This window comes from Bacillus sp. TE8-1 (assembly GCF_008368855.1).
In the GTDB taxonomy this organism is placed as follows: Bacteria; Bacillota; Bacilli; order Bacillales; family Bacillaceae_G; genus Bacillus_A; species Bacillus_A cereus.
The window spans coordinates 98,245-123,990 of record NZ_QPET01000028.1; the positions used below are offsets into that span (position 1 = coordinate 98,245).

Below are 25,746 nucleotides of genomic sequence, written 5' to 3' on the forward strand. Positions count from 1 at the left end.
ATACAATGGTAAATGAGGATGATATTGGTTTATATAGTATTGATGAAAGAGTATATTTTTTTAAAATAAAAATGACTGAAAGTCAGTCATAAGAGGTGAGAGGTATGAAAAATAGAGCATGGTTATATGTCATATTAACATGTATTTTTGAAATTTTTTGGGTGTTTGGTTTTAATACGGCTAATACTTGGTGGCATTGGATTATTATTTTAGGAGTTATCGCTGTTGATTTTCACTTCCTTTCTAAAGCGTGTGAACATCTTGCAACAGGGACTGTATATGCTGTTTTCGCCGGAGCTGGTACGGTAGGTACTTTCTTGATGGATGTATTTCTTTTCGGCGGAAGTTTCAGTGTAGGGAAGTTATTCTTTATCGTGATGGTTGTAGCTGGCGTTATCGGTTTAAAGCTAGCTGATAATAAAGAAGAAACTGTGGAAGGAGCTGCTTAAAGATGGGTTGGTTTTTCGTATTTTGTGCTGCAATTAGTGAAATAGTCGGTGTGATAGGACTTAAAATGTATAGTAAAGATAAGACATTGGCCAATGGTGCAATTTATATAGGCGGGTTTGCTACATCCTTCGCATTTTTGTATACTTCCTTCTTATTTTTACAAGTAAGTGTCGCATATGCGGTTTGGATTGGTATCGGAACAGCAGGTGCAGTTTTGTTAAACATGTTCTTGTTTGGTGAGTCGAAAAGTAAAGCGCGTATCATTAGTGTGTTTCTTATTGTATGTGGAGTGACAGGATTAAAGGCACTTTCTTAAAGATATATTGTATTTTTATCTCCTAATTGTTTATTAGGAGATTTTATTATAAAAAAATGATTTCCTCTTAGAGTTCACTATCATTGACAGTACAATCGATTATCTTATAAAATGAGTGACAGTCATTCAATATGCGTGTGAAAGGGTTTAGATGATGAATAAAAAAGAGAAAATTGTCTATGCAGCTATTGAAGTGTTTCAGGAAAAGGGCGTCGAAAAAACGAAGATTTCTGATATCGTGAAATTAGCTGGCATTGCGCAAGGAACTTTCTATTTATATTTTCCTTCTAAGTTATCTGTTATGCCTGCAATAGCAGAAGTGATGGTTGAAAAGATGATACTTGCAGTGAAAGAAAAAGTGCAAAACGATGCGCCTTTCTCAAGTAAAGTGACGCAAGTAATAGATGCGGTGTTTCACTTTATAGCTGAATATCGTGAAATACAGGCTTTAATGTATGCTGGTCTTGCATCTACAGAACATATAAAAGAATGGGAAGCTGTGTATGAGCCCCTTTATATGTGGCTAAGTGAATTTTTAAATGAGGCAAAAGAAGCTGGTGAAATTCGTGATTCGGTTCACGCAGAGCGAACAGCGAAGTTATTTATCGCTCTAGTTGAATCAGCAGCGGAACAAGTTTATTTATATGATCATAAAGATGATGAGCAAGTGGATTTGCAAAAGGCAGAAGTACTAGATTTTTTAACACATGCACTACATATAAAGAAGTAGTAAGATGAACCTGTCTGAGAAGGTAGGTTCATTTTTGAGGAAAACTGAATGATAGTCATTCACCTAATACTTATGTATGTGTGGAAGGATAGAGTGAAATTCTAATGAGTGGAGGCATCTCTACTCATTACTAGCCCACAAAGAGCAGGATAAAGAAAAAGCTTCTTGGGTATTATTTTTTGAGAGGAACTTACGGGAAGAGGTGTTAAAAAGTGAAGAAACCGATAAAAGAACAAAAGATGGTATTGGTCATTCTTTTGAGTAATATATTTATCGCTTTTCTAGGGATTGGATTAATCATTCCGGTTATGCCGTCCTTTATGAATGATATGCATTTAACAGGGAAGACGATGGGATATCTCGTTGCAGTGTTTGCAATGGCACAGCTCATTACTTCACCTATTACAGGCCGGTGGGTTGATCTTTACGGTAGGAAGAAAATGATAATCATTGGATTATTTATTTTTGGTGTTTCAGAGCTTCTTTTTGGATTAGGAAAAGATGTGTGGCTGCTTTATGTAGCAAGGGTATTAGGCGGAATTAGTGCTGCTTTTATTATGCCTGGTGTTACGGCATATGTTGCGGATATTACATCTATTCAGGAACGTCCAAAGGCGATGGGATACTTATCTGCGGCTATTAGTACTGGATTCATTATAGGGCCTGGAATCGGCGGATTTATTGCAGAATACGGTATACGTGTGCCGTTTTTCGTTGCAGCAGCAATTGCTTTTATAGCATGTGTGATTTCAATCTTTATTTTAAAAGAACCGTTAACGAAAGAAGAACTTGCAGAGATTTCTTCTAATACGAAAGAATCAAGTTTTATTGGTGATTTAAAGAAATCATTACATCCAATGTATGCAATTGCATTTATTATCGTATTTGTACTCGCATTTGGATTATCAGCGTATGAAACAGTGTTTAGCTTATTTTCTGATCATAAATTTGGTTTCTCGCCGAAAGATATTGCAGCAATTATTACAATCAGTTCAATCTTTGGGGTAGTTGTGCAAGTATTTATGTTTGGCAAATTGGTAGACATGTTCGGTGAGAAAGTATTAATCCAAATATGTTTAATTGTAGGTGCAGTATTAGCATTCGTCTCAACTGTAGTCTTTAATTATTGGATTGTACTTCTCGTTACTTGCTTCATTTTCTTAGCATTTGATTTACTTCGTCCAGCTTTAACGACGTTTTTATCAAAAGCAGCTGGAAAAGAGCAAGGGTTCGTCGCTGGTATGAACTCGACTTATACGAGTTTAGGAAATATTGCAGGACCAGCGATGGGCGGAATATTATTTGATATGAATATTCATTATCCATATGCATTTTCAGGAGTTGTTTTAATAGTTGGTCTCGGCATTACATTTATGTGGAGAGAGAAACAGCTGGCTGAGAGTTTTGCGAAGTAATAAAACCCCTTACGACGGTAAGGGGTTTTTGTTTTATTCTGATTAAAGTTTCATTTTATAAACTTAATCCAAACCGTTTTAATTCAATAAAAATCCCCTCTAATTGCTTTCCTTTATCCGTTAATGTGTACTCTACACGAGGCGGAACTTCTGGATATACTTTTCTCGTTATAATGCCTTGAGATTCTAATTCTTTTAGTCGAAGAGATAATGTTTTTGGACTAATACCATCCATGGATTTTTGTAAATCACTAAAGCGTAATGTTCCTTCAATAAGAAGATCACGAATGATTAAAAACGTCCATTTTGTACGAATTACATCAAGCGTTTTAGCGATAGGACAAGGTATGCCAGGTAAACCTTTCGTTAATTCAACTGGATCTATATTGTTCATGGAACTAGCCTCCATAAAATTTTTTAGATGAATTTGCTTTATAGTATCACAAAACTATACTTTTGGTAACTATATGAAAAAAATATCACTACTTCCATAAAGGAAGTTAGTGCATATACAATAGCAATACGAAACAAAAAGGATTTATATAAGGAGGTGGTGATTTCCATGGGGATAAAAAAGTTACTTGGATTTCTTAGTTTGTTTGTTATTTGTATTGTGCTTGTAGCATGCGGCGCGGAACAAAAAGGTGAAGTTCAGTTATTAAAAGAAATGCCAAGGCCAAAAGCAATGACAATTGATCCCTCACTAAGTAAAAAAGAAGCGACAGAAATGGTTCATGCGGCGCAGCGTTTTTATGCATTTTGGGATACAGGTAAGGAGGAACTTATTCCGCAGACTGTTACTGAAAATTTTTTCGATAATACATTGCCGAAAGGGCGACCACAAGGCATTGAAGGATTAAAGTTTGCAGCGCAAAATTTTCGTAAAGTTGTGCCTGATATACATTGTGAGATTGAAGACTTATTAGTTGTTGGTGATAAAGTAACAGCCCGTCTTTTTTTTACAGGAATGCATAATGGTAAGAAAATTAATTTTTTTGCAATTGATATTTTACATGTGAAAGACGGAAAGATAACGGAAGATTGGCATTTAGAAGATAATCTTACACTACAGCAGCAACTCGGCTTAATAGCCGAAGAGTAGATCATATAGGGGAGAGAAAAACGATGAAAAATATATTTATTATAAATGGACATGAAAAATACGGTACAAAGGAAGGACGATTAAATAGAACGTTAGTAGATTATATGGTTACTGTATTAGGCGAGAATCATCATGTGAAAACAACAACGATTCAAGATGGTTACAATATTAAAGAAGAACAAGATAAGTTTTTATGGGCCGATGTTGTTATTTATCAAACACCGATTTATTGGTTTAGTGTACCGGGCTTATTTAAAACGTATATGGATGAAGTATATGAATACGGTTTGTTCTTTAAAGGTGCAGATGAATATGGAACAGGTGGTTTATTAAAAGAGAAAGAGTATATGTTCTCTACAACTTGGAATGCACCTGAAAAAGCATTTGGAGATAAGACGAAGTTCTTTGAAGGAGAAAGTTTAGAATCAGCGCTTAGTCATTTACACCGCGTGCAAAAGTTTCTCGGTATGAGTCCGTTAAAGAGTTTTGCTTGTTATGATGTGGTGAAGAATCCGGATATAGAGAAGTTTTTAGTGAACTTGAAAGATCATTTAGATGGAGTAATTAAATAATAGTATGTGAAGAAGGTACTACTAAGGATGTAGTACCTTCTCCTTTTATAAAAACTCACACTTTAATACGTGGATGGCTGTATCCATAACTTCGCAAAATTTGCCCAACCAAATGAATCAATTGTTACGTTTTTTAAAGAAGAAGGGTATGTTTTTCTTTTTAAAACGTGATAGTTAAATAAAATGATGTGTTCTGCTTGTAAAAACTCTTCAATCTCATACATGAGTTCATAACGCTTTTCTTTATTTTCTTCTAGTAAAAATGTATCTAGTAAACAGTTAATTTGTTTTTCGTAGTGCGGGTCCATGAACCGATTTACGAAGCAACTTTTATTTTTAAATACATTTAAGAATGCAATTTCATGATTGGCAGCAAAGACTTCTCCCATGAAAATAATATCAGCATGTTTATCAATAGAGCGATCTATATAATCTGAAACGGGAAATGGGTGAAGCTCTACTTGTATACCTAAACTTTCACATCGTTCTTTTAAGAAATATGCATCATTTGCACTATCTTTAAATGCGAAGAAGTAAATATGTATCGTTTCTCCATTATATGTACTCTTTTTCAAATACTCTTTTGCTTTTTCTAAAGAGTAGGATCTTCTTGTTGCAAGGCGGCTTCTATCAGGGAAGAAGCTTGATGCAGCAATTGTTCGTCTACCCTCTATGCTACGAAGTATCGTTTCAACATCATATAGTTCTCTCCAAGCCTTTCGAAAGTAAATATCGTGATGAGGACCAGGTTTTGTAAAGTTGAAGCTAGCATAAATACAACCTATTTCTTCTATTTGTATATCATGCCTTTCATTTTCCTCTTCGTTTGGTAGTTCATAATCAGCATCTATTTGCACATGGTCAGGAATACCCCAAAATTCAATACGGTCTAATAATGCGCGCTCTTTAAAATAATGAGTGAACGCTTCGAGTACGATATTATCTTCAGAGTAATGAGCAAGTTTGAAAGGTCCAGTACCTATATAATGATGATTTTGAATACTCGTATCACGCGGTAAAATTGCGAGCTGCATGGAACTTACATAGTGTAAGAAAAATAAATTTGGTTTTGCTAAATGAAATCGAATTTGCAGTGGTGATGGCGTTTCAATTTGAACAATTTCTTCTGTTAACCATTCGAAAGGAGAGTGAACCTCTTTTAGTCTTTCAAATGAAAATTGTACATCTTTAGAAGTTAAAACTGTTTCGTTATGAAAATATACATCCTTTCGTAAATAAAAAGTCCACGTAAGCCCATCTTCACTTAATTCCCACGTATGCGCAATGTGTGGTTCCATTTTTTCAGTAACATCGTTATAGACGACTAACGTATCAAAAATTTGACTCGTAAGATGGCTCTCTGTAGTTACAGCCACAAAAGCCGGATCTAATGGGAATATCTTTCTCGATATAGGAATCTTTAATATGTCGTACATACCATTTGAAGGTTCGTATCCAAAATGATGATGTAGTTTGTTTTCTATCTTTTTTTGAAGTGCAGGGGGGAGGGGTTCTTTTAAAAGAAGAAAAACATCCTTTAATTTTTCTTGCGCTAACAGGTCATCTGTATAGGACTCAATCGCTTCTACGAAATTATGTATAAATAGAATTTCCGTTTTATTTCCGCGGCCTCGCCCTGGAGTCCAGCTAATTAATTGCTCCTCGCTCATTTTCTTTAATAAAATCTTTACGTTTTTCGTACTGCAATATAAAACATCCGCTAATTCTTGTAAGCTATTTCGCATATGTTGTTGATCTTGTGCATGTAGTCTTAGTCTAATGTAATAGTCCATAATTTTCATATATACACTTCCTTCTATCATAAAAGGGGAAACTCTTTAGAATATTCTAACCTTTTTCTTCCTTTTTTTCAAAGTAAAATAAGTAAGCATAAGGAGGGGGAAACAATGGGATTTTGGAGTATGCATCGAAATATAAAAATTAGAATTATAACTTCGTTTTTAACACGTACTGTGTCCACGATGATTTTTCCATTTATGGCGATTTATTTTTCAATAAAGTTAGGTAGTGCGGTTGCTGGTGCGTTACTACTCATTAATGTCATAGCTTCATTAGTAATTGGTTTATACGGTGGATATGTTGGAGACCGGCTTGGGCGTAAAAAGGTTATGATTATCGGTCAAAGTATACAAGTCATTTCTATTGCTTGTATGGGAGTTGCGAATTCGGATTATGTAGATTCACCGTGGTTAACATTTATCTTTATGCTAGTGAATAGTTTAGGATCTGGACTTATGAATCCTGCGACAGAGGCGATGTTAATTGATGTGAGTACACCTGAAAATCGAAAAGTAATGTACAGTATTAATTATTGGGCTATTAATTTATCCATTGCGATTGGAGCAATATTTGGTGGGTTACTATTTGAAAACTATAGATTGCAATTGTTTATCGTATTAACGCTTGTTGCAATTATTACTTTATATGTGATGGCTGTGTATATGGAAGAAGTGTATGTAGCACGAAAAACGGTGGAGAAGAAAAATGTATTAAAAGATATGGCAGATAGTTATAAAGTCGTGATGAAAGATAAAGCATTTTTAATTTTTTGTGCAGCGAGTATATGTACATTGTCTTTAGAGTTTCAAATTAATAATTATTTAGGTGTTCGCTTGCAGAAGGAATTTGAAACGGTGCACTTTTTATTCGGGAATGGTGTTACGTTTGATTTAACAGGGATTCGCATGCTGAGCTGGATTTCTGCAGAGAATACAATTTTAGTTGTGTTATGTTCAGCACTTCTTATTAAAATGCTGAAAAGCTTCAACGATTTGAAAATCTTATATGTAGGTTTATTCATTTATACAATTGGATTTACAATACTCGGAACGAGCAATAGCTTATGGATTTTATTAATTGCAGGGCTTTTCCAAACGGTAGGTGAGATGATGTATGTGCCAGTGCGTCAATCTATTATGGCAGATATGGTGCCAAATGAGGCAAGAGGTTCTTATATGGCGATTAACGGAATGGTCTTTCAAGTGGCAAAAATGAACGGGGCATTAGGTGTTATGCTAGGTTCATTTATTGCATCTTGGGGCATGAGTGCTCTGTACTTTATCGTTGGTATGAGCAGTATTTTACTATTTATGAAAGCGATAGGGAAAGAGAAGTATGAGGATGAGAGAAATGTTTCTCAAATTGGATGAAACTATATAAAAGCGAACCAGTTATACTGGGATTCGCTTTTTATATAATTTTTAGAACGGATCAACTTCAGCTAAATTTGGAGTAGTACTAGGCTGTAGCAAAAGATTTTTTAATGTGCCTACTTCAGAAAGCGTTACTAATATGTAGCCACTAATCAGTACAATTAGCCCAATAACGCGTAACGTTTGTAAGCTCACTTCATTATTATTCGTTTCCGTTGGATTTGGGGGCGTTGAAGGTGGATTGTTATTCATAAATAAGGCTCCCATCTTTTGTATTTATATATGTGCGAAATCATTATTTAACTTATGGATAGGAATTATATAGTCATTTTCACTATATGAGAACTGCCTATGAAAAGTGATAAGGAATTTTTGGGCGAGAAAAGGGGGAATCCAAAAGATTATTAAAACTGAACTTTTGGATTCCCCTCTTTTTATTTATCTTGCTATTTGTGGTGGTCGGATTGCCTGTAAACGACCAGTTGGTGAGGGCTAATTAATCAGTAGGGGATGAATAAAACCCCAATGATTAACTATTTTCATGTAAATAAAAGGAGGGTAGTTATCCTAATATACGCAACGATTCTTCAATAAACGCTGGGATGTCCTCTGGCTGTCTACTTGTTACTAGCTGATTTTGACATACGACAACCTCTTTGTCATGAAAGTTCCCGCCGGCATTTTTCAAATCGACTTCAATAGATTTATATCCAGTGACATCACGTCCTTCAAGTGTTTGTGCAGTGATGAGTAGCTGAGGTCCGTGACAAATAGCGAAAACGGGTTTGTCCGCATCCATAAATGCTTTACTAAAGCGAACAAAACGTTCATCTGCACGAAGTATATCTGGAGAAAATCCACCCGGTATGAAGAGGGCATCAAAGTTCTCTGGAGAAACATCATCAATACTTTTATCAATCACGACTTCACTTTTTCCTTGCTTACCGTGTACTGTTTTCCCTTTTTCCATTTCAATAGTTGTTAATTCATATCCCTTTTGTTTAAAAGCTTCTACTGGCTCTGTGTATTCTGTATCCTCGAAATAATCCGTTATTACAATAGCAATTTTTTTACTCATTCTAATCCGCTCCTTATATTATCGGTTCCAGAATCTTCCTTGGGCAATGCCTTCTATAAATGATTCAATTGAAGTGTTTGTTAAGTTATAAACTCCTGCTCCATCCAGTTTAATCTTACTATGGTCCAAAGCATGAGGATTACTAAGGACATGAGCTATCGGTTTAAAATGTTTAAAAGTAGTTTCTGCAAATTCTAAAACAGGGGGTTGAATGACAGACTCACTACTAAACACTAATACTGCATCAAAAAGGGAGGAGTCTGTTGTTGTATAAGTATCAGTTACTTTAATGGAATCATTGAACTGATAAATTTTATTATCTATGATGCTATAGTTAATTCGGTGTTGTACAAAAGCTTGAATCCATTCGGACAGAAGTGAGACGCTTGGGTCACCATTTAATAGAATTGCAACATTTTTGGAATCAGATTTAAAAATAGTATTGGACATACTTAGTGCAGGTGATTTTGCATCTGAATTTACTTCGTGATTTTCCTTAGGTAAAGGAGCTCCAATAATGTTAGCGACTTCTTGTGCTAATTGACGATCGACGTGGTTTAGGAGAGCAATTACATTTGCCTTCACCATGTCTGATTTACACTTCCCAACTTCAAAGCAAAAAGCTTCTTTTATGTGCTGCTTTTCAATAGGGCTCATACTATTGTAGAAAAGTTTAGCCTGAGAATAAAAGTTAAGAAAGCTTTTACTGCGACCTCTAATTTTATGCCCATCAATCTTTTCTTGATAATGTTCATATCCTCCTTGTTCGGCTTGGACGGTTGCAGGTTGATTATTATTTAATCCATTAGGATGATAGCTTGTTTGACCGCGATGAATCTGCATTTGATGCATACCATCACGTTGATTATTATGAAAAGGACATACGGGCTGATTAATAGGGATTTGATGGAAATTAGGGCCCCCTAAACGAGATAATTGTGTATCTGTATAGGAGAATAATCTTCCTTGCAGAAGAGGGTCATTTGAAAAATCAATACCTGGTACGACATGACCAGGGTGAAAAGCTACCTGCTCTGTTTCAGCAAAGAAGTTATCAACATTTTTGTTCAATGTCATTTTACCAACTAATTTTACGGGAACTTCTTCTTCTGGCCATAATTTCGTTGGATCTAAAATATCAAAATCAAATTTATGTTCATCTTCTTCTGGAATTAATTGTAATCCAAGCTCCCATTCAGGATAATCCCCTTTTTCAATTGCTTCATATAAATCTTGACGATGAAAATCAGGATTTTTCCCAGCAATCCTTTGAGCTTCATCCCATACTAATGAATGAACCCCGAGGGTAGGTTTCCAGTGAAACTTTACGAAATGGGCTTTTCCTGCTGCGTTAATGAGTCGAAATGTGTGAACTCCAAAACCTTCCATCATTCGTAAACTACGCGGAATAGCTCGGTCGCTCATTTGCCACATGACCATATGAGTGGACTCAGGATTATGCGCAACAAAGTCCCAAAAGGTATCATGAGCGCTAGCTCCTTGAGGAATATCATTATGTGGTTCTGGTTTAACTGCATGGACAAAATCAGGAAATTTAATAGCATCTTGGATAAAGAATACTGGCATATTATTACCCACTAAATCATAGTTTCCTTCATCTGTATAAAATTTTGTGGCGAATCCGCGTACATCTCTTACTGTGTCGTTGGATCCTTTAGAACCTTGAACGGTTGAGAACCGTACAAATACAGGTGTTTTCTTTGAAGGATTAGTAAGAAAATCTGCTTTCGTATATGTTTCTAAAGATTTATAAAGCTGAAAATAACCATGAGCGCCAACCCCGCGTGCATGAACAATCCTTTCGGGAATTCGTTCGTGATCAAAATGGGTCATTTTCTCGCGAAAGTGGAAATCCTCCATTAAGGTTGGGCCTCTTAAGCCCATCTTTAAAGAAAATTCATCTTCAGCTATTTTTACCCCTTGATTTGTTGTTAAAGCATGTTTGCATTGATTGTCAGTAACGTGATGCTTCAATTGTTCCATTTTTTTATTCACAATATAGGCCCCTCCTTTACTCTGTTAATTTAATAGATACCCTTTTTATTAGTATGTAAACATGTATTATGATTTTTGTATGTAAAAATCATAATTAAACCCTAAAACATCAAGGGGAAGAAAGGGAGTTTGTATAGCACTCTATGCTTAAGAAAAACAGGAGTAACATACCTAAAGTTTTTAATTAAGTATGAACGATAGGTTTAACATTAAAAAATAAAAAAGCCAAGGAGAAAATTTATTTTCTCCTTGGCTTTTTAGATAATTCTTTTCGTTAAAATGCGGAAATTCTTTGCTTCGTTTTTGGTACAATAATAAATTTGATCCAGATTAATCCGATAATCATAATGATAAGACTATGTAAAAATTGTCCTGTAGCAATGAGTATAACAATTGAAAATACAATGAGTTGAATACTTAGCGATATAAAGATTAAGCTAAGAAATTGCTTCATCCTTTCTTCAGTATGGGTTGGATATAATGCTACAATAATATTTCCCGAAAAATATTTCCATAGTGAACGAAGCTGCATAGAGATCATATATAAAACGATGTAAGCGATAGCGCCTTTTACGTATATATTTGGTATGAAATATAAGGCGAAAGCACCGATCAATCCTAAGCGAATATATATACCGAAATAATCATTTCCACGTAAAAATGCTAGTGTATGTAAGTAGAAGAAAGTTGCTCGTTTTTTATGTAATAAAGGTTCAATCCAATTTGTAAGCCATTTTCTTTTATTTACTTGTTTATTCAGTTGCGGAACATCTGTGAAAATGTTAGCAAATTGATAAAAACGAACGTTCATTTTTTCTTCTTGCTCGATTATGTAATCCCACGGTATTCGTTTTGTAGGCTGTTTTTTCGTATATAGAAGTAGGAAAGCAAGTAGTAAGAGTAGTCCGCCCAATATGAGAACATTTGCGGAATAAAACAGCATGTAAATGATTAGGGCGTTACAAGTAATACGAATGATTAGCCATATATTTTTTTCGTGACTATCACGCCACATCCAATGTATGTACATGTTCCAGGCTTTCGTAATCATTAACACGATAAAGATTGTACATAAAAAAGGTACCGTTAATTGTAATGATTGCATAGCAAGTGGAACGAGAATAAGGAACGTAAATAACAATGGGAAAAGCTGAATGATGTAATTGTATAGAAGAGATTTTTTGAAATAAGATGTTAATTTCTCTTCTAGTGCTAGTAAATAGACAGCATCAGGTTTTTGAATAAATGTACGGATAGGGCATCTCGTTATAATGAATGTAAGTACAATCGTTATAATTATTAAAGATATTCCTTTAGAAGGAGATGCTTTTAGAAACTGAGCATAATAATATGCACCAACGCATGAAATAAAGATAAAGCTATATAGTAAACCGTTAATCATACGTGCAAAGTATGTAATGATATTTTGAATATGTTGTTGGAAGCGACTGCTCCATAGCGATTCGATTGACATGTTTTTCACCTCTTTGTTCTATTATATATGTTTTACAAAAGAAAAAACGAGCAAATTGCGTTATGCAACTTGCCCGTTTTTCTTTTCGTTATTTTTTTTCTGATCACGATTCATTAATGGATAGAAAGCAAATCCAATTACGAATAAACCAATTCCGAGAAGGAACGTTTTTATATCGGATGCGCCGGTTTTAATAACCCATAGTGCGTAGCAAAGTGCGATAACTGCGACTATGCCATCTGTAATTCTTGCCCGCATTTCATTTTTATATGTTTCACCAGTTGCGACTAGTTTTAACTGGAAGATTGGTGAAACGAGATATGGAATGAGGTAGGCCAGTGTTGATACGGTAATAACGAATGTATAAGCTTCCGCAATGGTTCCTGATAATGTTGAGAATAGGAATACTTGCGACATAATGTTTGTTAATCGTAATGAGTAAATTGGACTTCCTTTTTTATTTGTTTTTGTGAAGAAGGAAGGGAAGAAACCTTCTTTTGCTGCTTGATAAGGTACTTCTGAGCTTAATAAAATCCAGCCTAAGATAGAACCGAACAGGGAAGTAAGAGCAAGTAATGCCATCAGTTTCCCGCCGCCATGACCCATTGCAGCGTTTAGTGCATCTGCTAATGGACGTTCAGAAGCTTGTAATTTATCAACGTGAAGTACACCCATTGTTAAAATTGTAATTCCTAAGTAAATCGCAACTGTAATAAGTAATCCCGCAACTGTTGCACGTTTTACCGTTTTTGGAGAAACAGCACGGTTTGATAAAAGAACGGCTGATTCAATTCCGATAAACGCCCAAAGCGTTGTAAGAGCAGCTAAATTTACTTGTGAAAGAAGACCGTGTGATGCACCTGATTTATCAATCATCGGTGTGTACCATTGTCCAAACTTAGAAGCTTCGAATGCAAATAACGTAACGACGATGAATAAAAGGAATCCAGTTACTTTCGTTGTTGTTGCTAAGAAGTTTAGTTTTCCAGCTCCGCTTACACCGTTTGTTAATATAATATGAGTTCCCCAAAGTAAGATGGAACAAATCGTAAATGTAATTAGTTTTCCGACTTCTACGTTAAACGAGCCGATTGAAAATAGTAGTCGCGTATCTTTCATAATTGGGAAGAAGAGTGATAAATATCCCGCAAATGATGTAATGATGGCAACGTTACTTGCCCAGTTTGCAACCCAATATCCCCATACCATACTGAAGCCAGCCATTTTTTTCTTTTTTGGTGTTGAGAATAAAGCATATGCATGACTTTGTGGCCCTGTCGTTAAATCAGGACGACGAATTGCTAAATTACCGAAAACAAGAGCTAGCATTAAAACACCAAACCCTGTAGTTAACCAAGCTAAAGTGACACCGAGTGGGCTTGCTGTTTGTGCCAACGTACTTGGCACCATGAAAATACCAGCGCCAACCATGTTACCGACAACGAAAGCTGTTAGTACCCAAAAGCCCCATTTTTTTTGTTGCATAGAAAATACCTCCAAAGTTAGTATAACCAAGTCAAGCGAGGAGATATGTATGTCTTCCTGAGTCAGGAAGAGAAGTCCCAAACAAAACAAAAAAAGCACGTAATTTGCCGCTACATGCTTTCTATCTTATAAGAAACCCACGACATACCTCTCGATAGCTCTCCACAAACGAAACGTTTGTGACAGTTCTGCACTTATTAAATGCAGACCCAGCAAGCGTGCATGGTGGACACGACTTACTTCGGCAACCATTCCTTTCTCATTCCTTCATCAATGCCACTACATCTCCTGAAATGATACTCTTAATGATTGCAACCTCTACCTCACCGAGATACGAATGAGGATTTAAATATTAAATTAACGTCTTTAAGAGTAACAAATGTATTTTTATACGTCAATGGATATAGTAATAATCAGATTATAGAGAAGAGTTAGTGATTAAAAGTAAGAGGGATTGTTATGTGATATTTGAATTTTCGTAATATAATACATGTTATTAGCGCTAGATGATTGAAAAGGGGATGAAGTAAATGTCTGTATGTCATAAACATTCAGTAATAGGTGTGCTAGATTCGGGAGTTGGAGGATTAACAGTTGCGAGCGAAATTATAAGACAATTGCCTAAAGAAAGCATTTATTATATTGGTGATAATAAGCGTTGCCCGTATGGGCCAAGAAGTGTAGAGGAGGTGCAATCTTTCGTATTTGAAATGGTTGAGTTCCTCAAACAGTTTCCATTAAAAGCGCTAGTCGTAGCATGTAATACTGCTGCAGCTGCTGCATTGACTGCGCTGCAAGAAGCACTTTCCATTCCAGTTATTGGCGTTATACATCCAGGAGCAAGAGCGGCAATTAAAGTGACAAAGAAAGGGGGAATCGGGGTAATTGGAACTGTAGGTACGATAAAATCTAATATGTATGAAAAAGCATTACACGAGCTGGATACATATTTGGAAGTGCATAGCTATGCTTGCCCGACTTTAGCCACAGTTGTAGAAAATCAATTAGAAGATACAGCATATGTCACGCAGCAAGTGAAACAAGCTTTACTTCCATTAACGAAAGAAGATATAGATACGTTAATTCTTGGGTGTACGCATTATCCACTTTTAGAGTCTTATATAAAAAAGGAACTAGGAGAAGACATAACGATTATTAGTTCGGCAGAAGAAACAGCGATAGAGTTAAGTACCATTTTACAGCACAAAGGAATTTTGTCTGACAATCTGAATCCGAAGCATCGCTTTTTTACAACGGGATCTGTTTTATCATTTGAACATATCGCTGAGCGATGGCTAGGGTATCAAATTTCTGTAGAATGTGTACATTTGCCTATGAAAAATGCGTGTATACATAATTAAGATTTAGTAAATTACTTTTTTTAATAAATGAGGTTCGTTTCATAAGAAGGAAAGAATAAGCTTTTAATTGAAGTGTTTAAGGGCAGTTCAATTAAAGGGGAGATTGGATTATGGAATTATTAAGATCTCAATTATTTGCTTTAGAGTATATTTCAAAATATGCAGAGAACGAAAAACGTGGGGCTAAAGCAACGATTAATCATATACTTAAAATGTCTAATATTACAGATGAAATATTTGAAGAAGCTGTCGCTAATTTAAAATCTCATGCAAGGATTGCTTTACACTTTCATCCAGACAGACTAGATTCGAATATGAAAAGTGTTGCTGAAGCACTGTTTGAGCAAGGAGTATATAAAAGTCAGTTTGAAACATTGCTATCTAATGGAAGCGTATCTGCTTACCCTGGTGGTGAACGTGACCTTTGGGAAAAAAGAATATTTGGAGGAGCATATCAATTAGAAGGCGTAACAAATAATCAACGGCCAAAATATGGAGCGCTAAATTTAATGTTACATCCAGATGGGCCGGCTCCGCGTTTTGGTTCCTGTTATTTTCTCTTATCTCCAAAAGTTTCTTCGCGCTCTACATATACGTATTTAGATTCGCATCAAGATCCGAAAGAAAAGGGGACTTATGAGGAGTTTGATATGATTTTAGCTGCTCTTTTGGAAGAGACATTCGTAAGAGATTTTGCAATTGGTGAAGGAAATTTGACTCCAACAATATTAATTAATCATTTACTGGCTAATCTGAAAAGGCCGTTTATAGATGTAGTAAGCAAAGAGCCAGCCCGTAATCTTAATCATTATATTGAAGCGCAGATTCATGGAGAGATTTCTCTAAAAGAAGACGTGGAAGCGTTTGTTGCAGATCCTTCATTTAAGGGTACGGATGTAGGAAAAGTTTTAGAAGAAATTTGCCTGAAGTACGCTATTGATTTGTATTGGCACATCGGTTTTGTACTTGCGGTAGACGAAGTTCCGATGGATTTTAGAGGTTCAAAAATGCCATCTTTAGCAAGACGCATTGCACGGAATCATTGTATCGATGCAAATATAATTGGTTCTGCTGTAGTGGATTTGAAACGCAATCCATTATCTTGGAGTGATCGTGGAACTTATGAAGAAGTGCTTCAGGAATTAAAATTATTATGGCATGTTTTAGTTCGATTTGGAAAACCAAATCGGAAGTAGAATGAAATACTCCGTTTTTGGAAGTGTTTATATAGAAAAGAAGCTGATCTATTTATAGATCAGCTTCTTTTTATAAGATTAAACTAAGTTTAATACAGTTACTTTTTCACGTGTCATAGACTCAAGGCTCTTACGAATACCTTGTGCGCCCATACCTGAACCTTTTACACCGATGAATGGGAAGTGGTCAGGGCCGCGCTCTGTGCGTCCGTTAATTTGAACAGAACCAGTTTCGATTTTGTTAGCAATTGCAAATGCTTTGTTAATGTCTTTAGTGAAGACACTTGCTTGCAGACCGAACTCTGATTTGTTAGCAATTTCAATTGCTTGCTCATCTGAAGAAACACGGATGATTGGAAGGATTGGGCCGAATGGCTCTTCCCAAGCAACTTTCATCTCTTCTGTTACGTGATCGATTAATGTTGGGTAAATTAAGTTACGCTCACGTTTGTTACCGATAACAATCGTAGCACCTTTTTCTACAGCGTCGTCAACTAAACCTTGAACGAAGTCAGCAGATTTATCGTCGATTAATGGAACGATTGTGCTGTCTTGTTCTGGAGATCCAACTGATAGTTCAGCTACTTGCGCTTTTAATAAGCTAACAAGCTCGTCCGCTACGTTTTCGTGTACAAGTACACGTTTAATAGCTGTACAACGTTGACCAGAGTAAGAGAATGCACCGCTTACGATATGGTTTGCAGCATCTTGTAAGTCAGCATCTTCACGAACGATACCAGGATCTTTACCACCAAGTTCTAATACAAGTGGAATCATTGAAGCTTTTTTCGCTAAATGTTTACCTGTGTTTGTACCGCCTGTGAACGATACCATATTGATGCCTTCGTGCTCTACTAAGTAGTCACCAATTACAGAACCGCGTCCTGTAGCTACGTTTACAAGACCTTTTGGAAGGCCAGCTTTATGAAGTGCTTCAACCATTTTAATACCACTAATTGCACCTTGAGTTGCTGGTTTGAAAATAACAGCGTTACCCATAATTAATGCTGGTGCAAGTTTTGCAGCAGATAAGTTTACTGGGTAGTTAAATGGTGCGATTGCTAATACAACACCAAGTGGTGCGCGTTGGATAATCGCAAGCTTAGATTTTGTACCGCCCGGGAAGCTATCGCCCATCATGCTTTCTCCGTGCATATGTAAAGCTTCTTCGATCGTGTAACGAATGAAGTCAGCTGTACGAACAACTTCTTTCTTCGCATCTTTATATCCTTTACCGACTTCTTTCATAATGATATCGGCAATTTCATCCTGCATATTTACGAGCTCATCAGCCCATTTATATAAGTATTTTGCGCGATCCTGTAGGGAAGCTTCAGCCCATGATTTTTGAGCTTCTTTTGCAGATGCAATTGCTTCATCTACTTCTCCGCGAGTAATTGCTTGTACTTGTCCAATTACTTCGTGTAAGTATGGAGATGGAATTTCGATTGTTTCTCCTGAAGAGCTTTCTCTCCATTCTCCGTTTAAATAAAATTTGTACGTATTGCTAGTTGTCATGATTAGTCCTCCTAAAATAGCAACTTGTAAGAGTGAGTATAAGGTGATTGTAGGGGGTTTGATAACATTTTTCAAATGAAATGTTTGTGAAAACGATTTCTTATTCTTTTTTTATTTTGTATGCCCTTTCTTACAGAACATTCTCTTATTTCAAAATGGTGTATCATATATTTTTATTTAAAGTGTGAAAAAATAATTGACAGAATACTCAATAAAGTTGTAAGATTATAAATGGAAAATAAATGAAAGGGGTGTGCGTAATGATTGTAATCGTAAATGTAATGGGCTTAGCTCTGTTAAATGGCAGAAAACATTCATATCATTACGCAACCCGTACGGATATATAGGGCATTTTTGTCTTATAAGAAGCGTACGTTGCGTATATCGTAACGTACGCTTTTATGCATTCCTGTGCATATCGTCAAGCGGCGGTATGCTTTTTTTTGTTTATTTTCCCTTGTTTAGTTCCGATAAAAAACTTTGGAAGGTGGAAAAATGTGATGAGATTGTATGGGTTACGAAATGTAAATGTGATAGGTCTGGATAGTGGATAAAGAAATGAGAGGTAAACGAGAACGAGAAGGGAGAGGTTACATTGTTATCAGTATTACTAAAGCTAAAATGGTTTTTTAGGGAGCACTGGAAGAGATATAGTATTGCCATTGGAGCTCTTTTAATTGTGAATATAGTTGAAGTGATTCCCCCGAAAGTGTTAGGGGTTACGATAGATAACATAAAAACAGGAACGTTATCGAACGAAGCTATTATACAGTCTATTCTTATTTTAATAGGGGTTACGATCGTTGGATATGGCCTCACTTTCGTATGGCAACATCAATTGTTTGGCGGTGCATTCGTACTTGAGAAAACGATGCGCTCTAAATTTATGGGGCATTTACTTAAGATGACGCCGACTTTTTATCAAAAAAATCGTACTGGTGATTTAATGGCGAGAGCGACAAATGATTTGAAAGCAATCGCTATGACAGCTGGTTTTGGTATATTAACGCTTGTGGATTCTAGTTTATATATGCTTACGATTGTCTTTATGATGGGATTTACAATTAGTTGGGAGCTTACATTTGCAGCGCTTATTCCGCTTCCAATTATGGCGTATGCGATGAATATATATGGAAAGAAATTGCATGAAAGATTTACCGTTGCGCAAGATGCGTTTGGTGATATGAACGATAAAGTGCTTGAATCAATCGCTGGTGTGCGTGTTATTCGTGCATATGTACAAGAGAATGCAGACGAGGAAAGATTTCATCATTTAGGAGATGACGTCTACGAAAAAAATATGAAGGTAGCAAAGATTGATGCATTATTCCAACCAACTGTGAAAATGCTTGTCGGTCTTAGTTATTTAATCGGCTTAGTGTACGGTGCATACCTTGTGTTCCAGTCAAAGGTGACGCTTGGTGAACTCGTTTCTTTTAACGTGTATTTAGGGATGATGATTTGGCCGATGTTTGCAATTGGTGAATTAATTAATGTTATGCAAAGAGGAAATGCTTCGCTTGACCGTGTGAATGAAACGTTAGCGTATGAGCCAGATGTAAAGAATCCGAAACATCCAAAGCTTGTGCAAGAGCCGGATTATATTCAGTTTGATGATGTGTCTTTCTCATATCCTTCATCAACTGAAGAAAATTTAAAAAAGGTTTCTTTCACATTAAAGCAAGGAGAAACGCTAGGGGTTGTCGGAAAAACAGGAAGCGGGAAAACGACGCTTGTACGTCAGCTTCTTCGCCAATATCCGCTTGGAGATGGAGATATTGCAGTTTCTGATGTGACATTAGATAAAATGACGAATGAAAATGTACTCGGCTGGATTGGTTATGTACCGCAGGAGCATATTTTGTTCTCAAAAACAGCGCGAGAAAATATTTTATTCGGAAATAGGGAAGCGACTGAAGAAGAACTAGAGAAAGCAATTGAAATTGCTGCGTTTAAAAAGGATTTAGAGTTTTTACCAGAAGGGTTAGAAACGCTCGTTGGAGAGAAAGGTGTTTCTTTATCAGGAGGGCAAAAACAAAGGATCTCGATTGCACGAGCTGTTATTCAAAATCCAGAAATTTTAATTTTGGATGATTCTTTATCAGCTGTAGATGCTCGTACGGAAGCAGCGATCATTGAAAATATAAGAACGGAAAGAAGTGGAAAGACGACGATTATTACGACGCATCGTTTATCTGCAGTGCAACATGCGGATTGGATTCTCGTTATGGATGAAGGCGCAGTTATAGAAGAAGGTACGCATGCTCAGCTTATCCAGAGCGGAGGCTGGTATGCTGAACAGTTTGAAAGACAACAAGGTGAAAGTGAAAGTGCGGATAGTGGGGTGAAAATATGAGCGTTTCAAAACGATTGTTTCAATACGCGATGAAAGTGAAAGGGACGATTTTTGCTGCGATGTTAATGTTATTTATTTTCGTCATCGCAGAGCTTGCTGGTCCTTTCGTTGCTAAAACGATGATTGATGATCATATCGTCGGGATAGAGAAACCTTGGTATGAAACAGAAAAGAGTGAAGAAGCTGTTTCGTATAATGGCGCTTTTTATAAGCGAAGTGATCGCTTTGAACAAGGCGAGACAAAAGGTAAAGAAGTACGTGTGATGCAAGTCGGTTTTCAATATTATTTTGTACCGAATAAAGTAAATGCGGAAGGGTCACGTACTGTAAAAGGGGATATGATTACCGTTCAAAATGGTAAAGCGGTGCAAGTGTATAAAGCGCAAGCATTAACAAAGGAAGAAGTATTTGCATTTTATAAACCAGAAATAAACCGTCTATTATTACTTGGTGGTGGCTATTTCGCTTTATTAGTAGTCGTGTCATTATTTGCATACGGAAAGCAGTTCTTCTTGCAAAAGGCAGCGAACAAAATTATTCAAATTATGAGGGAAGATGTTTTTTCTCATATTCAAACGTTGCCAATTCGGTACTTTGATCATTTACCGGCGGGGAAAATTGTTTCGCGTGTGACGAATGATACAGAGGCCATTCGTGATTTATATGTAACGGTGCTGGCAACATTCGTTTCTAGTATCATCTATATTATTGGGATATTCGCTGCGTTATTTTTATTAGATGTGAAGCTCGCTTCATTATGTTTATTAATTATCCCAATTTTAATTGTTTGGGCGATTCTTTATAGAAAATACGCGTCTGTATACAATCATAAAATGCGCTCTCGTTTATCTGATATTAACGGAACAGTGAATGAATCCATTCAAGGGATGCCAATTATTCAAGCGTTCCGTCAAGAGCGTGAAACGAAAAAAGAATTTGAAGAATTAAATGGCGATTATTTTAAGTATCAAAATAAAATTTTAAATTTAAATGCAGCAACTTCGCATAACTTAGTAGCCGTATTAAGAAATATCGCTTTCACAGGAGTAATTTGGTATTTCGGCGGTGCGTCATTAAGTGCTACAGGTATTATTTCACTTGGGGTACTGTATGCGTTCGTCGATTATTTAACACGATTATTCTCGCCAATTACGAATATGGTGAACCAGCTTGCAAACTTAGAGCAAGCGCGCGTTGCATCAGAACGTGTCTTTGAATTGTTAGAGGAAAAAGGGGAACCGGTAGAAGAAGAACGTATGCCTCGTTTAAAAGGAAATGTAAAATTTGATAATGTATCATTTTCTTATAATGGAAAAGATGAAGTGTTAAAAAATATTTCTTTTGAAGCGAAACAAGGCGAGACAGTGGCACTTGTCGGTCATACTGGATCAGGAAAAAGTTCTATCATGAATGTACTCTTTCAATTTTATGAGTTTGAAAAAGGAAAGCTTACGATTGATGGTCACGATGTAAAAGAGATGCCGAAACAAGCAACCCGTGAACATATGGGAATCGTACTGCAAGACCCGTTTCTTTTTAGTGGGACGGTCGCTTCCAATGTAAGCTTAGAAAATGAAAAAATTTCAAAAGAGCGCATTGTAAAGGCGTTACGTGATGTTGGTGCTGAAAGATTTGCGAACAATATAAATGAAGAAATTACAGAAAAGGGAAGTACGCTTTCCACTGGAGAACGTCAGCTTATTTCGTTTGCTAGGGCGCTCGCTTTTGATCCGGCTATTTTAATTTTAGATGAAGCAACGTCTAGTATTGATACAGAAACAGAGGCGATGATTCAACAAGCACTAGAAGTTGTAAAAAAAGGAAGAACGACATTTATTATTGCTCACCGCCTTTCAACGATTAAAAGCGCAGATCAAATTATTGTGCTCGATAGAGGAACCATTTTAGAAAAAGGCTCTCATGATGAACTCATGAAAAAGCGCGGGCGTTATTACGATATGTATAAAACGCAAATGGAAGGCAATCAGAGTGCTTAATATGCATGGAGGAGAACTTGTGATTTTCACAAGTTCTTTTTTATTGATGAACATGTCGACTCTTTAGCGAATTACGACAGTTAAATAAGAAGTATTGTTTTACCTTTTTCTCCATAAATGCTATATTAAAAAATGTTACTTATTTTTTGTATGTAGCGTTATTTTTCCCTTTTGTTTGATTATGAAGAAAAAGGATAAACTAAATAAGAACATTTTCATTGAAAAATTGTTCAAGATTGCATACAATCAATATAGTTTTTAAATTCCTATCAGAATACTTGGAGGATTACTATCATGAAGAAATTATTTTCAGTGCTTGCAGTAACTACATTAGCGATCGGGATTGTAGCCGGCTGCGGTAAAGAAGAGAAAAAAGATACAGCTAGTCAAGACGCGTTACAAAAGATTAAACAAAGCGGTGAACTTGTAATTGGTACAGAAGGTACATATCCACCATTTACGTTCCACGATTCAAGCAATAAATTAACTGGATTCGATGTTGAATTAGCAGAAGAAGTTGCAAAACGTTTAGGTGTAAAACCTGTATTTAAAGAAACACAATGGGATAGCTTACTTGCTGGCCTAGATGCAAAACGTTTCGATATGGTTGCAAACGAAGTTGGTATTCGTGAAGATCGTCAAAAGAAATACGATTTCTCTAAACCATATATTTCATCTTCAGCGGCATTAGTTATCGCAAAAGATAAAGATAAGCCTGCTACATTTGCTGATGTAAAAGGGTTAAAAGGAGCACAATCTTTAACGAGTAACTATGCAGATATTGCTAAGAAAAACGGTGCGGAAATTATTGGTGTAGAAGGATTTAGCCAAGCGGCAGAATTATTAGCTTCAGGACGCGTTGATTTTACAATTAATGATAAGTTATCAGTATTAAATTATTTAGAAACGAAAAAAGATGCAAAAATTAAAATTGTAGATACAGAAAAAGAAGCTTCAGAAAGTGGATTCTTATTCCGTAAAGGTAGCGATAAGCTTGTACAAGAAGTAGATAAAGCGTTAGAAGATATGAAAAAAGACGGTACGTATGACAAAATAACGAAAAAATGGTTCGGTGAAAATGTATCTAAGTAGTGCATTAGTTTCAGATCGATTGTCTACTTGGATAGATATTATGCAGACTTCCTTCATGCCTATGCTGAAGGAAGCTGTTTTTACAACAATTCCATTAACGCTTATTACATTTATTATCGGTCTTATACTTGCGACGTTAACAGCGCTCGCACGTATTTCAGGTAGTCGTATTTTACAATGGATTGCTCGTATCTATGTATCTATCATTCGCGGAACGCCACTTCTTGTACAGTTATTTATTATTTTCTATGGTCTTCCAACTCTTAATATTGAAGTTGAGCCATATACAGCAGCAGTTGTTGGATTTTCATTAAATGTCGGTGCATATGCATCTGAAATTATTCGTGCTTCTATCCTTTCCATTCCGAAAGGGCAGTGGGAAGCAGCTTATACAATTGGGATGACATATCCACAAGCATTAAAACGTGTTATTTTACCACAAGCAACGCGCGTATCAATCCCGCCGCTTTCGAATACATTTATTAGCTTAGTGAAGGATACTTCATTAGCATCGTTAATTTTAGTAACAGAAATGTTCCGAAAAGCGCAGGAAATTGCAGCGATGAACTACGAGTTTTTAATTGTTTATTTTGAAGCAGGTCTTATTTATTGGGTTATTTGTTTCTTGTTATCAATCGTACAACAGATGTTAGAAAAGCGTTCAGAACGCTACACATTAAAATAATCCTTTTACAAAAGGAGTTTTTGTTTTTATGATTTCAATTCAGCACTTACAAAAAAGTTTCGGAGATAATACCGTACTAAAGCATATAGATTTAACAGTTGAGAAGGGCGAGGTTGTTGTTATTATTGGGCCGTCTGGATCTGGTAAAACGACATTCTTACGTTGTCTCAATGTATTAGAAACGCCAAACGCTGGTAATATTCGTATCGGTAATAAAGAGCTTAACTTCTCTCAAAAAGTAACGAAGAAAGATATTGTTAATCTTCGTACGCAAACAGGTATGGTATTCCAGCACCATAATTTATTCCCGCATTTAACAGCACTTCAAAATGTAATGGAAGGGCTCGTTACAGTGAAAAAGATGGGGAAAGAAGAAGCGAAGAAAAAAGCAAACTATTTCCTTGAAAAAGTTGGTTTAGCAGATAAAGTGGATTTGTATCCGTTCCAATTATCAGGCGGACAACAACAGCGCGTTGGAATTGCGCGCGCGCTTGCGATGGAGCCGGAAGTGTTACTATTTGATGAGCCGACGTCAGCGCTTGATCCTGAACTCGTTCAAGAAGTTCTGAAAGTAATGAAAGAACTTGCTAAAGAGGGCATGACGATGGTTATTGTAACGCACGAAATGCGTTTTGCACATCAAATTGCGAACCGTGTTATTTTCATGGATGGTGGTGTCGTTGTCGAACAAGGTACACCAGAAGAAGTATTTACAAATCCAAAAGAAGAACGCACGAAGAAGTTTTTACAAATGTTGCAATAAATTAAGGAAGGTCTCAAGGCATATGCCTTGAGACCTTTTTGCCATATATATTTATTTGTGGAATCCGCCAAGGCTTTGCTCAGCCATTGCAACTAGACGTTTTGTGATTTCTCCACCAACTGAACCGTTAGCGCGAGCCGTAGAATCTGCTCCTAATTGTACACCAAATTCTTGAGCGATTTCGTACTTCATTTGATCGATTGCAGCTGTTGCACCTGGTACTACTAATTGATTTGAAGAATTTTGGTTTGCCATAGGAATATATCCTCCTTAGAGTTATAAAAGTTTTTTTGGTTGGACTAGCTGGAGTTGAACCAGATTATCGCCCCGGTTGGCGCTAATCCATCGGTAATTAAGTTTGTACTCATAGTATGGATGTTACCTAGAAAGATATACAAAATAATAATTTGTAAATTTTGTCAAAAAAACGTATTGATTTCGTAAATTATGAAATAAGAGTAATCGTTGTATTTTTAAGAAAACAGGCCAAAATAAGGAGGATATTAAATATAATTTTTTCATTGTGGCCTGCTACTTGTAGGCTAATTATTAGCTTCTTATTTATGATTTATTGAAATAAAAATGAAGTCGGTAGCAACTTCATAGTTCTATTTTTAAGTAGGGATGGAGTGGGCGCTCCTATGTCTGGATAGGTTGCTCTCTTCACTCTAAAAAAGAGAGGCTTTAAACGATAACGTATGGAGGAATCATGATGGGGATTTGCCCGCTTTGCAACGCATTAGAATCACAAACATATTCTTGTCAAAATTGCCAAAGTATACTCCAAGATTATGGGAAGTCTGTAGATTATATAGACGATTATAGTGCCTATATGGATCAAGAATTATTAAGTGCAGTAGATGGTTTAACGCATAATAATTCAAATGAATATTGCAATCATATTTTTTATTGCAGAGTATGTAACGTGGAAACTGAGGTTGTAGTAAAACTTGTGTAAATAGAAAAC

The 25,746-nt window shown here is 36.2% G+C and carries 24 protein-coding genes and 1 riboswitch; of the genes, 15 read left to right on the top strand and 9 right to left on the bottom strand.

Annotated elements, in window-relative coordinates; genetic code table 11:
• Positions 1-104: 104 nt before the first annotated feature.
• The 4 genes from DN404_RS24275 (at position 105) to DN404_RS24290 (ending at position 2,911) form a co-directional block, all read left to right on the top strand.
• A complete protein-coding gene (locus DN404_RS24275; protein WP_000796022.1) occupies positions 105-449 on the top strand; it encodes a DMT family transporter in 345 nt (114 codons plus the stop codon).
• A 2-nt stretch (positions 450-451) separates the two neighbouring features.
• A complete protein-coding gene (locus DN404_RS24280) occupies positions 452-766 on the top strand; it encodes a DMT family transporter (protein ID WP_000539671.1) in 315 nt (104 codons plus the stop codon).
• A gap of 151 nt (positions 767-917) precedes the next feature.
• Positions 918-1,496, top strand: coding sequence for a TetR/AcrR family transcriptional regulator (locus tag DN404_RS24285; protein ID WP_001999151.1), 579 nt, complete (start codon positions 918-920; stop codon positions 1,494-1,496).
• 212 nt (positions 1,497-1,708) lie between these two features.
• Positions 1,709-2,911 (top strand): MFS transporter, encoded by a 1,203-nt coding sequence (locus tag DN404_RS24290; protein ID WP_088362305.1) that lies wholly within the window; start codon positions 1,709-1,711, stop codon positions 2,909-2,911.
• 55 nt (positions 2,912-2,966) lie between these two features.
• Here the strand turns inward: DN404_RS24290 and DN404_RS24295 are convergent, their stop codons facing one another.
• A complete protein-coding gene (locus DN404_RS24295; RefSeq protein WP_001059468.1) occupies positions 2,967-3,305 on the bottom strand; it encodes a winged helix-turn-helix transcriptional regulator in 339 nt (112 codons plus the stop codon).
• A 168-nt stretch (positions 3,306-3,473) separates the two neighbouring features.
• Here DN404_RS24295 and DN404_RS24300 point away from each other — a divergent pair, with 168 nt between their 5' ends.
• Both DN404_RS24300 and DN404_RS24305 read left to right on the top strand, forming a co-directional pair.
• On the top strand, positions 3,474-4,013 hold the full coding sequence (locus DN404_RS24300; protein ID WP_000511570.1) for an ester cyclase: 540 nt from the start codon (positions 3,474-3,476) through the stop codon (positions 4,011-4,013).
• A gap of 23 nt (positions 4,014-4,036) precedes the next feature.
• Positions 4,037-4,585 carry an NAD(P)H-dependent oxidoreductase gene (locus DN404_RS24305; RefSeq protein WP_000789190.1) on the top strand — a complete coding sequence of 183 codons (549 nt, stop codon included), beginning with the start codon at positions 4,037-4,039 and terminating at the stop codon, positions 4,583-4,585.
• A 62-nt stretch (positions 4,586-4,647) separates the two neighbouring features.
• On the opposite strand, the gene DN404_RS24310 is transcribed toward DN404_RS24305, so the two are convergent.
• Positions 4,648-6,408, bottom strand: coding sequence for an SgrR family transcriptional regulator (locus DN404_RS24310; RefSeq protein ID WP_000569513.1), 1,761 nt, complete (start codon positions 6,406-6,408; stop codon positions 4,648-4,650).
• Between the two features lie 84 nt (positions 6,409-6,492).
• On the opposite strand from DN404_RS24310, the gene DN404_RS24315 reads away from it, so the two are divergent.
• Positions 6,493-7,755, top strand: coding sequence for an MDR family MFS transporter (locus tag DN404_RS24315; protein ID WP_000508230.1), 1,263 nt, complete (start codon positions 6,493-6,495; stop codon positions 7,753-7,755).
• 51 nt (positions 7,756-7,806) lie between these two features.
• On the opposite strand, the gene DN404_RS24320 is transcribed toward DN404_RS24315, so the two are convergent.
• The 5 genes from DN404_RS24320 to DN404_RS24340 form a co-directional block, all read right to left on the bottom strand.
• A complete protein-coding gene (locus tag DN404_RS24320; RefSeq protein WP_001063866.1) occupies positions 7,807-8,010 on the bottom strand; it encodes a hypothetical protein in 204 nt (67 codons plus the stop codon).
• A 310-nt stretch (positions 8,011-8,320) separates the two neighbouring features.
• The gene (locus DN404_RS24325) at positions 8,321-8,836 is read right to left on the bottom strand and encodes a type 1 glutamine amidotransferase domain-containing protein (protein WP_149215544.1); all 516 of its coding nucleotides are present in this window, start codon (positions 8,834-8,836) and stop codon (positions 8,321-8,323) included.
• 18 nt (positions 8,837-8,854) lie between these two features.
• Positions 8,855-10,852, bottom strand: coding sequence for a catalase (locus tag DN404_RS24330; RefSeq protein ID WP_141402259.1), 1,998 nt, complete (start codon positions 10,850-10,852; stop codon positions 8,855-8,857).
• 274 nt (positions 10,853-11,126) lie between these two features.
• Positions 11,127-12,326, bottom strand: coding sequence for an ABC transporter permease (locus DN404_RS24335; protein ID WP_098955312.1), 1,200 nt, complete (start codon positions 12,324-12,326; stop codon positions 11,127-11,129).
• A 60-nt stretch (positions 12,327-12,386) separates the two neighbouring features.
• A complete protein-coding gene (locus DN404_RS24340; protein ID WP_001186301.1) occupies positions 12,387-13,811 on the bottom strand; it encodes an amino acid permease in 1,425 nt (474 codons plus the stop codon).
• Between the two features lie 147 nt (positions 13,812-13,958).
• Positions 13,959-14,140: riboswitch (Lysine riboswitch) on the bottom strand.
• A gap of 201 nt (positions 14,141-14,341) precedes the next feature.
• On the opposite strand from DN404_RS24340, the gene racE reads away from it, so the two are divergent.
• A complete protein-coding gene (gene racE / locus DN404_RS24345; RefSeq protein ID WP_149215545.1) occupies positions 14,342-15,172 on the top strand; it encodes a glutamate racemase in 831 nt (276 codons plus the stop codon).
• A 110-nt stretch (positions 15,173-15,282) separates the two neighbouring features.
• Positions 15,283-16,368, top strand: coding sequence for a DUF3626 domain-containing protein (locus DN404_RS24350; RefSeq protein WP_149215546.1), 1,086 nt, complete (start codon positions 15,283-15,285; stop codon positions 16,366-16,368).
• 78 nt (positions 16,369-16,446) lie between these two features.
• Here the strand turns inward: DN404_RS24350 and gapN are convergent, their stop codons facing one another.
• Positions 16,447-17,886 carry an NADP-dependent glyceraldehyde-3-phosphate dehydrogenase gene (gapN, locus tag DN404_RS24355; RefSeq protein ID WP_000213634.1) on the bottom strand — a complete coding sequence of 480 codons (1,440 nt, stop codon included), beginning with the start codon at positions 17,884-17,886 and terminating at the stop codon, positions 16,447-16,449.
• A 595-nt stretch (positions 17,887-18,481) separates the two neighbouring features.
• Here gapN and DN404_RS24370 point away from each other — a divergent pair.
• The 5 genes from DN404_RS24370 to DN404_RS24395 all read left to right on the top strand — a co-directional run bounded on the left by DN404_RS24370 (position 18,482) and on the right by DN404_RS24395 (position 24,779).
• Positions 18,482-20,242: an ABC transporter ATP-binding protein gene (locus DN404_RS24370; protein WP_000953782.1), complete on the top strand. Its 1,761-nt coding sequence runs from the start codon at positions 18,482-18,484 to the stop codon at positions 20,240-20,242.
• Positions 20,239-22,239 carry an ABC transporter ATP-binding protein gene (locus DN404_RS24375; protein WP_149215547.1) on the top strand — a complete coding sequence of 667 codons (2,001 nt, stop codon included), beginning with the start codon at positions 20,239-20,241 and terminating at the stop codon, positions 22,237-22,239. The genes DN404_RS24370 and DN404_RS24375 overlap by 4 nt, the downstream gene beginning before the upstream one ends.
• Positions 22,240-22,533: 294 nt before the next feature.
• Positions 22,534-23,331: an amino acid ABC transporter substrate-binding protein gene (locus DN404_RS24385; RefSeq protein ID WP_025687295.1), complete on the top strand. Its 798-nt coding sequence runs from the start codon at positions 22,534-22,536 to the stop codon at positions 23,329-23,331.
• Complete coding sequence (locus tag DN404_RS24390; protein WP_000281501.1) at positions 23,318-24,016, top strand: amino acid ABC transporter permease; 699 nt, start codon at positions 23,318-23,320, stop codon at positions 24,014-24,016. The genes DN404_RS24385 and DN404_RS24390 overlap by 14 nt, the downstream gene beginning before the upstream one ends.
• Positions 24,017-24,044: 28 nt before the next feature.
• The gene (locus tag DN404_RS24395) at positions 24,045-24,779 is read left to right on the top strand and encodes an amino acid ABC transporter ATP-binding protein (RefSeq protein WP_000623610.1); all 735 of its coding nucleotides are present in this window, start codon (positions 24,045-24,047) and stop codon (positions 24,777-24,779) included.
• A gap of 51 nt (positions 24,780-24,830) precedes the next feature.
• Here the strand turns inward: DN404_RS24395 and sasP are convergent, their stop codons facing one another.
• Positions 24,831-25,034, bottom strand: coding sequence for a small acid-soluble spore protein, SasP family (gene sasP, locus DN404_RS24400; RefSeq protein WP_000013338.1), 204 nt, complete (start codon positions 25,032-25,034; stop codon positions 24,831-24,833).
• A gap of 457 nt (positions 25,035-25,491) precedes the next feature.
• On the opposite strand from sasP, the gene DN404_RS24405 reads away from it, so the two are divergent.
• Complete coding sequence (locus DN404_RS24405) at positions 25,492-25,737, top strand: hypothetical protein (RefSeq protein WP_000510476.1); 246 nt, start codon at positions 25,492-25,494, stop codon at positions 25,735-25,737.
• The last annotated feature ends 9 nt before the right edge of the window (positions 25,738-25,746 follow it).

Excerpts from the sequence above, each read along its gene's own strand:
- DN404_RS24390 (WP_000281501.1), top strand. The coding sequence starts at position 23,318 with ATGTATCTAAGTAGTGCATTAGTTTCAGATCGATTGTCTACTTGGATA.
- DN404_RS24305 (WP_000789190.1), top strand. The coding sequence starts at position 4,037 with ATGAAAAATATATTTATTATAAATGGACATGAAAAATACGGTACAAAG.
- DN404_RS24275 (WP_000796022.1), top strand. The coding sequence starts at position 105 with ATGAAAAATAGAGCATGGTTATATGTCATATTAACATGTATTTTTGAA.
- DN404_RS24285 (WP_001999151.1), top strand. The coding sequence starts at position 918 with ATGATGAATAAAAAAGAGAAAATTGTCTATGCAGCTATTGAAGTGTTT.
- DN404_RS24320 (WP_001063866.1), bottom strand. The coding sequence starts at position 8,010 with ATGAATAACAATCCACCTTCAACGCCCCCAAATCCAACGGAAACGAAT.
- DN404_RS24405 (WP_000510476.1), top strand. The coding sequence starts at position 25,492 with ATGGGGATTTGCCCGCTTTGCAACGCATTAGAATCACAAACATATTCT.
- DN404_RS24350 (WP_149215546.1), top strand. The coding sequence starts at position 15,283 with ATGGAATTATTAAGATCTCAATTATTTGCTTTAGAGTATATTTCAAAA.
- DN404_RS24300 (WP_000511570.1), top strand. The coding sequence starts at position 3,474 with ATGGGGATAAAAAAGTTACTTGGATTTCTTAGTTTGTTTGTTATTTGT.
- DN404_RS24310 (WP_000569513.1), bottom strand. The coding sequence starts at position 6,408 with ATGATAGAAGGAAGTGTATATATGAAAATTATGGACTATTACATTAGA.
- DN404_RS24280 (WP_000539671.1), top strand. The coding sequence starts at position 452 with ATGGGTTGGTTTTTCGTATTTTGTGCTGCAATTAGTGAAATAGTCGGT.
- DN404_RS24295 (WP_001059468.1), bottom strand. The coding sequence starts at position 3,305 with ATGAACAATATAGATCCAGTTGAATTAACGAAAGGTTTACCTGGCATA.
- racE (WP_149215545.1), top strand. The coding sequence starts at position 14,342 with ATGTCTGTATGTCATAAACATTCAGTAATAGGTGTGCTAGATTCGGGA.
- DN404_RS24325 (WP_149215544.1), bottom strand. The coding sequence starts at position 8,836 with ATGAGTAAAAAAATTGCTATTGTAATAACGGATTATTTCGAGGATACA.
- DN404_RS24375 (WP_149215547.1), top strand. The coding sequence starts at position 20,239 with ATGAGCGTTTCAAAACGATTGTTTCAATACGCGATGAAAGTGAAAGGG.
- gapN (WP_000213634.1), bottom strand. The coding sequence starts at position 17,886 with ATGACAACTAGCAATACGTACAAATTTTATTTAAACGGAGAATGGAGA.
- DN404_RS24395 (WP_000623610.1), top strand. The coding sequence starts at position 24,045 with ATGATTTCAATTCAGCACTTACAAAAAAGTTTCGGAGATAATACCGTA.
- DN404_RS24340 (WP_001186301.1), bottom strand. The coding sequence starts at position 13,811 with ATGCAACAAAAAAAATGGGGCTTTTGGGTACTAACAGCTTTCGTTGTC.
- DN404_RS24385 (WP_025687295.1), top strand. The coding sequence starts at position 22,534 with ATGAAGAAATTATTTTCAGTGCTTGCAGTAACTACATTAGCGATCGGG.
- DN404_RS24335 (WP_098955312.1), bottom strand. The coding sequence starts at position 12,326 with ATGTCAATCGAATCGCTATGGAGCAGTCGCTTCCAACAACATATTCAA.
- sasP (WP_000013338.1), bottom strand. The coding sequence starts at position 25,034 with ATGGCAAACCAAAATTCTTCAAATCAATTAGTAGTACCAGGTGCAACA.
- DN404_RS24315 (WP_000508230.1), top strand. The coding sequence starts at position 6,493 with ATGGGATTTTGGAGTATGCATCGAAATATAAAAATTAGAATTATAACT.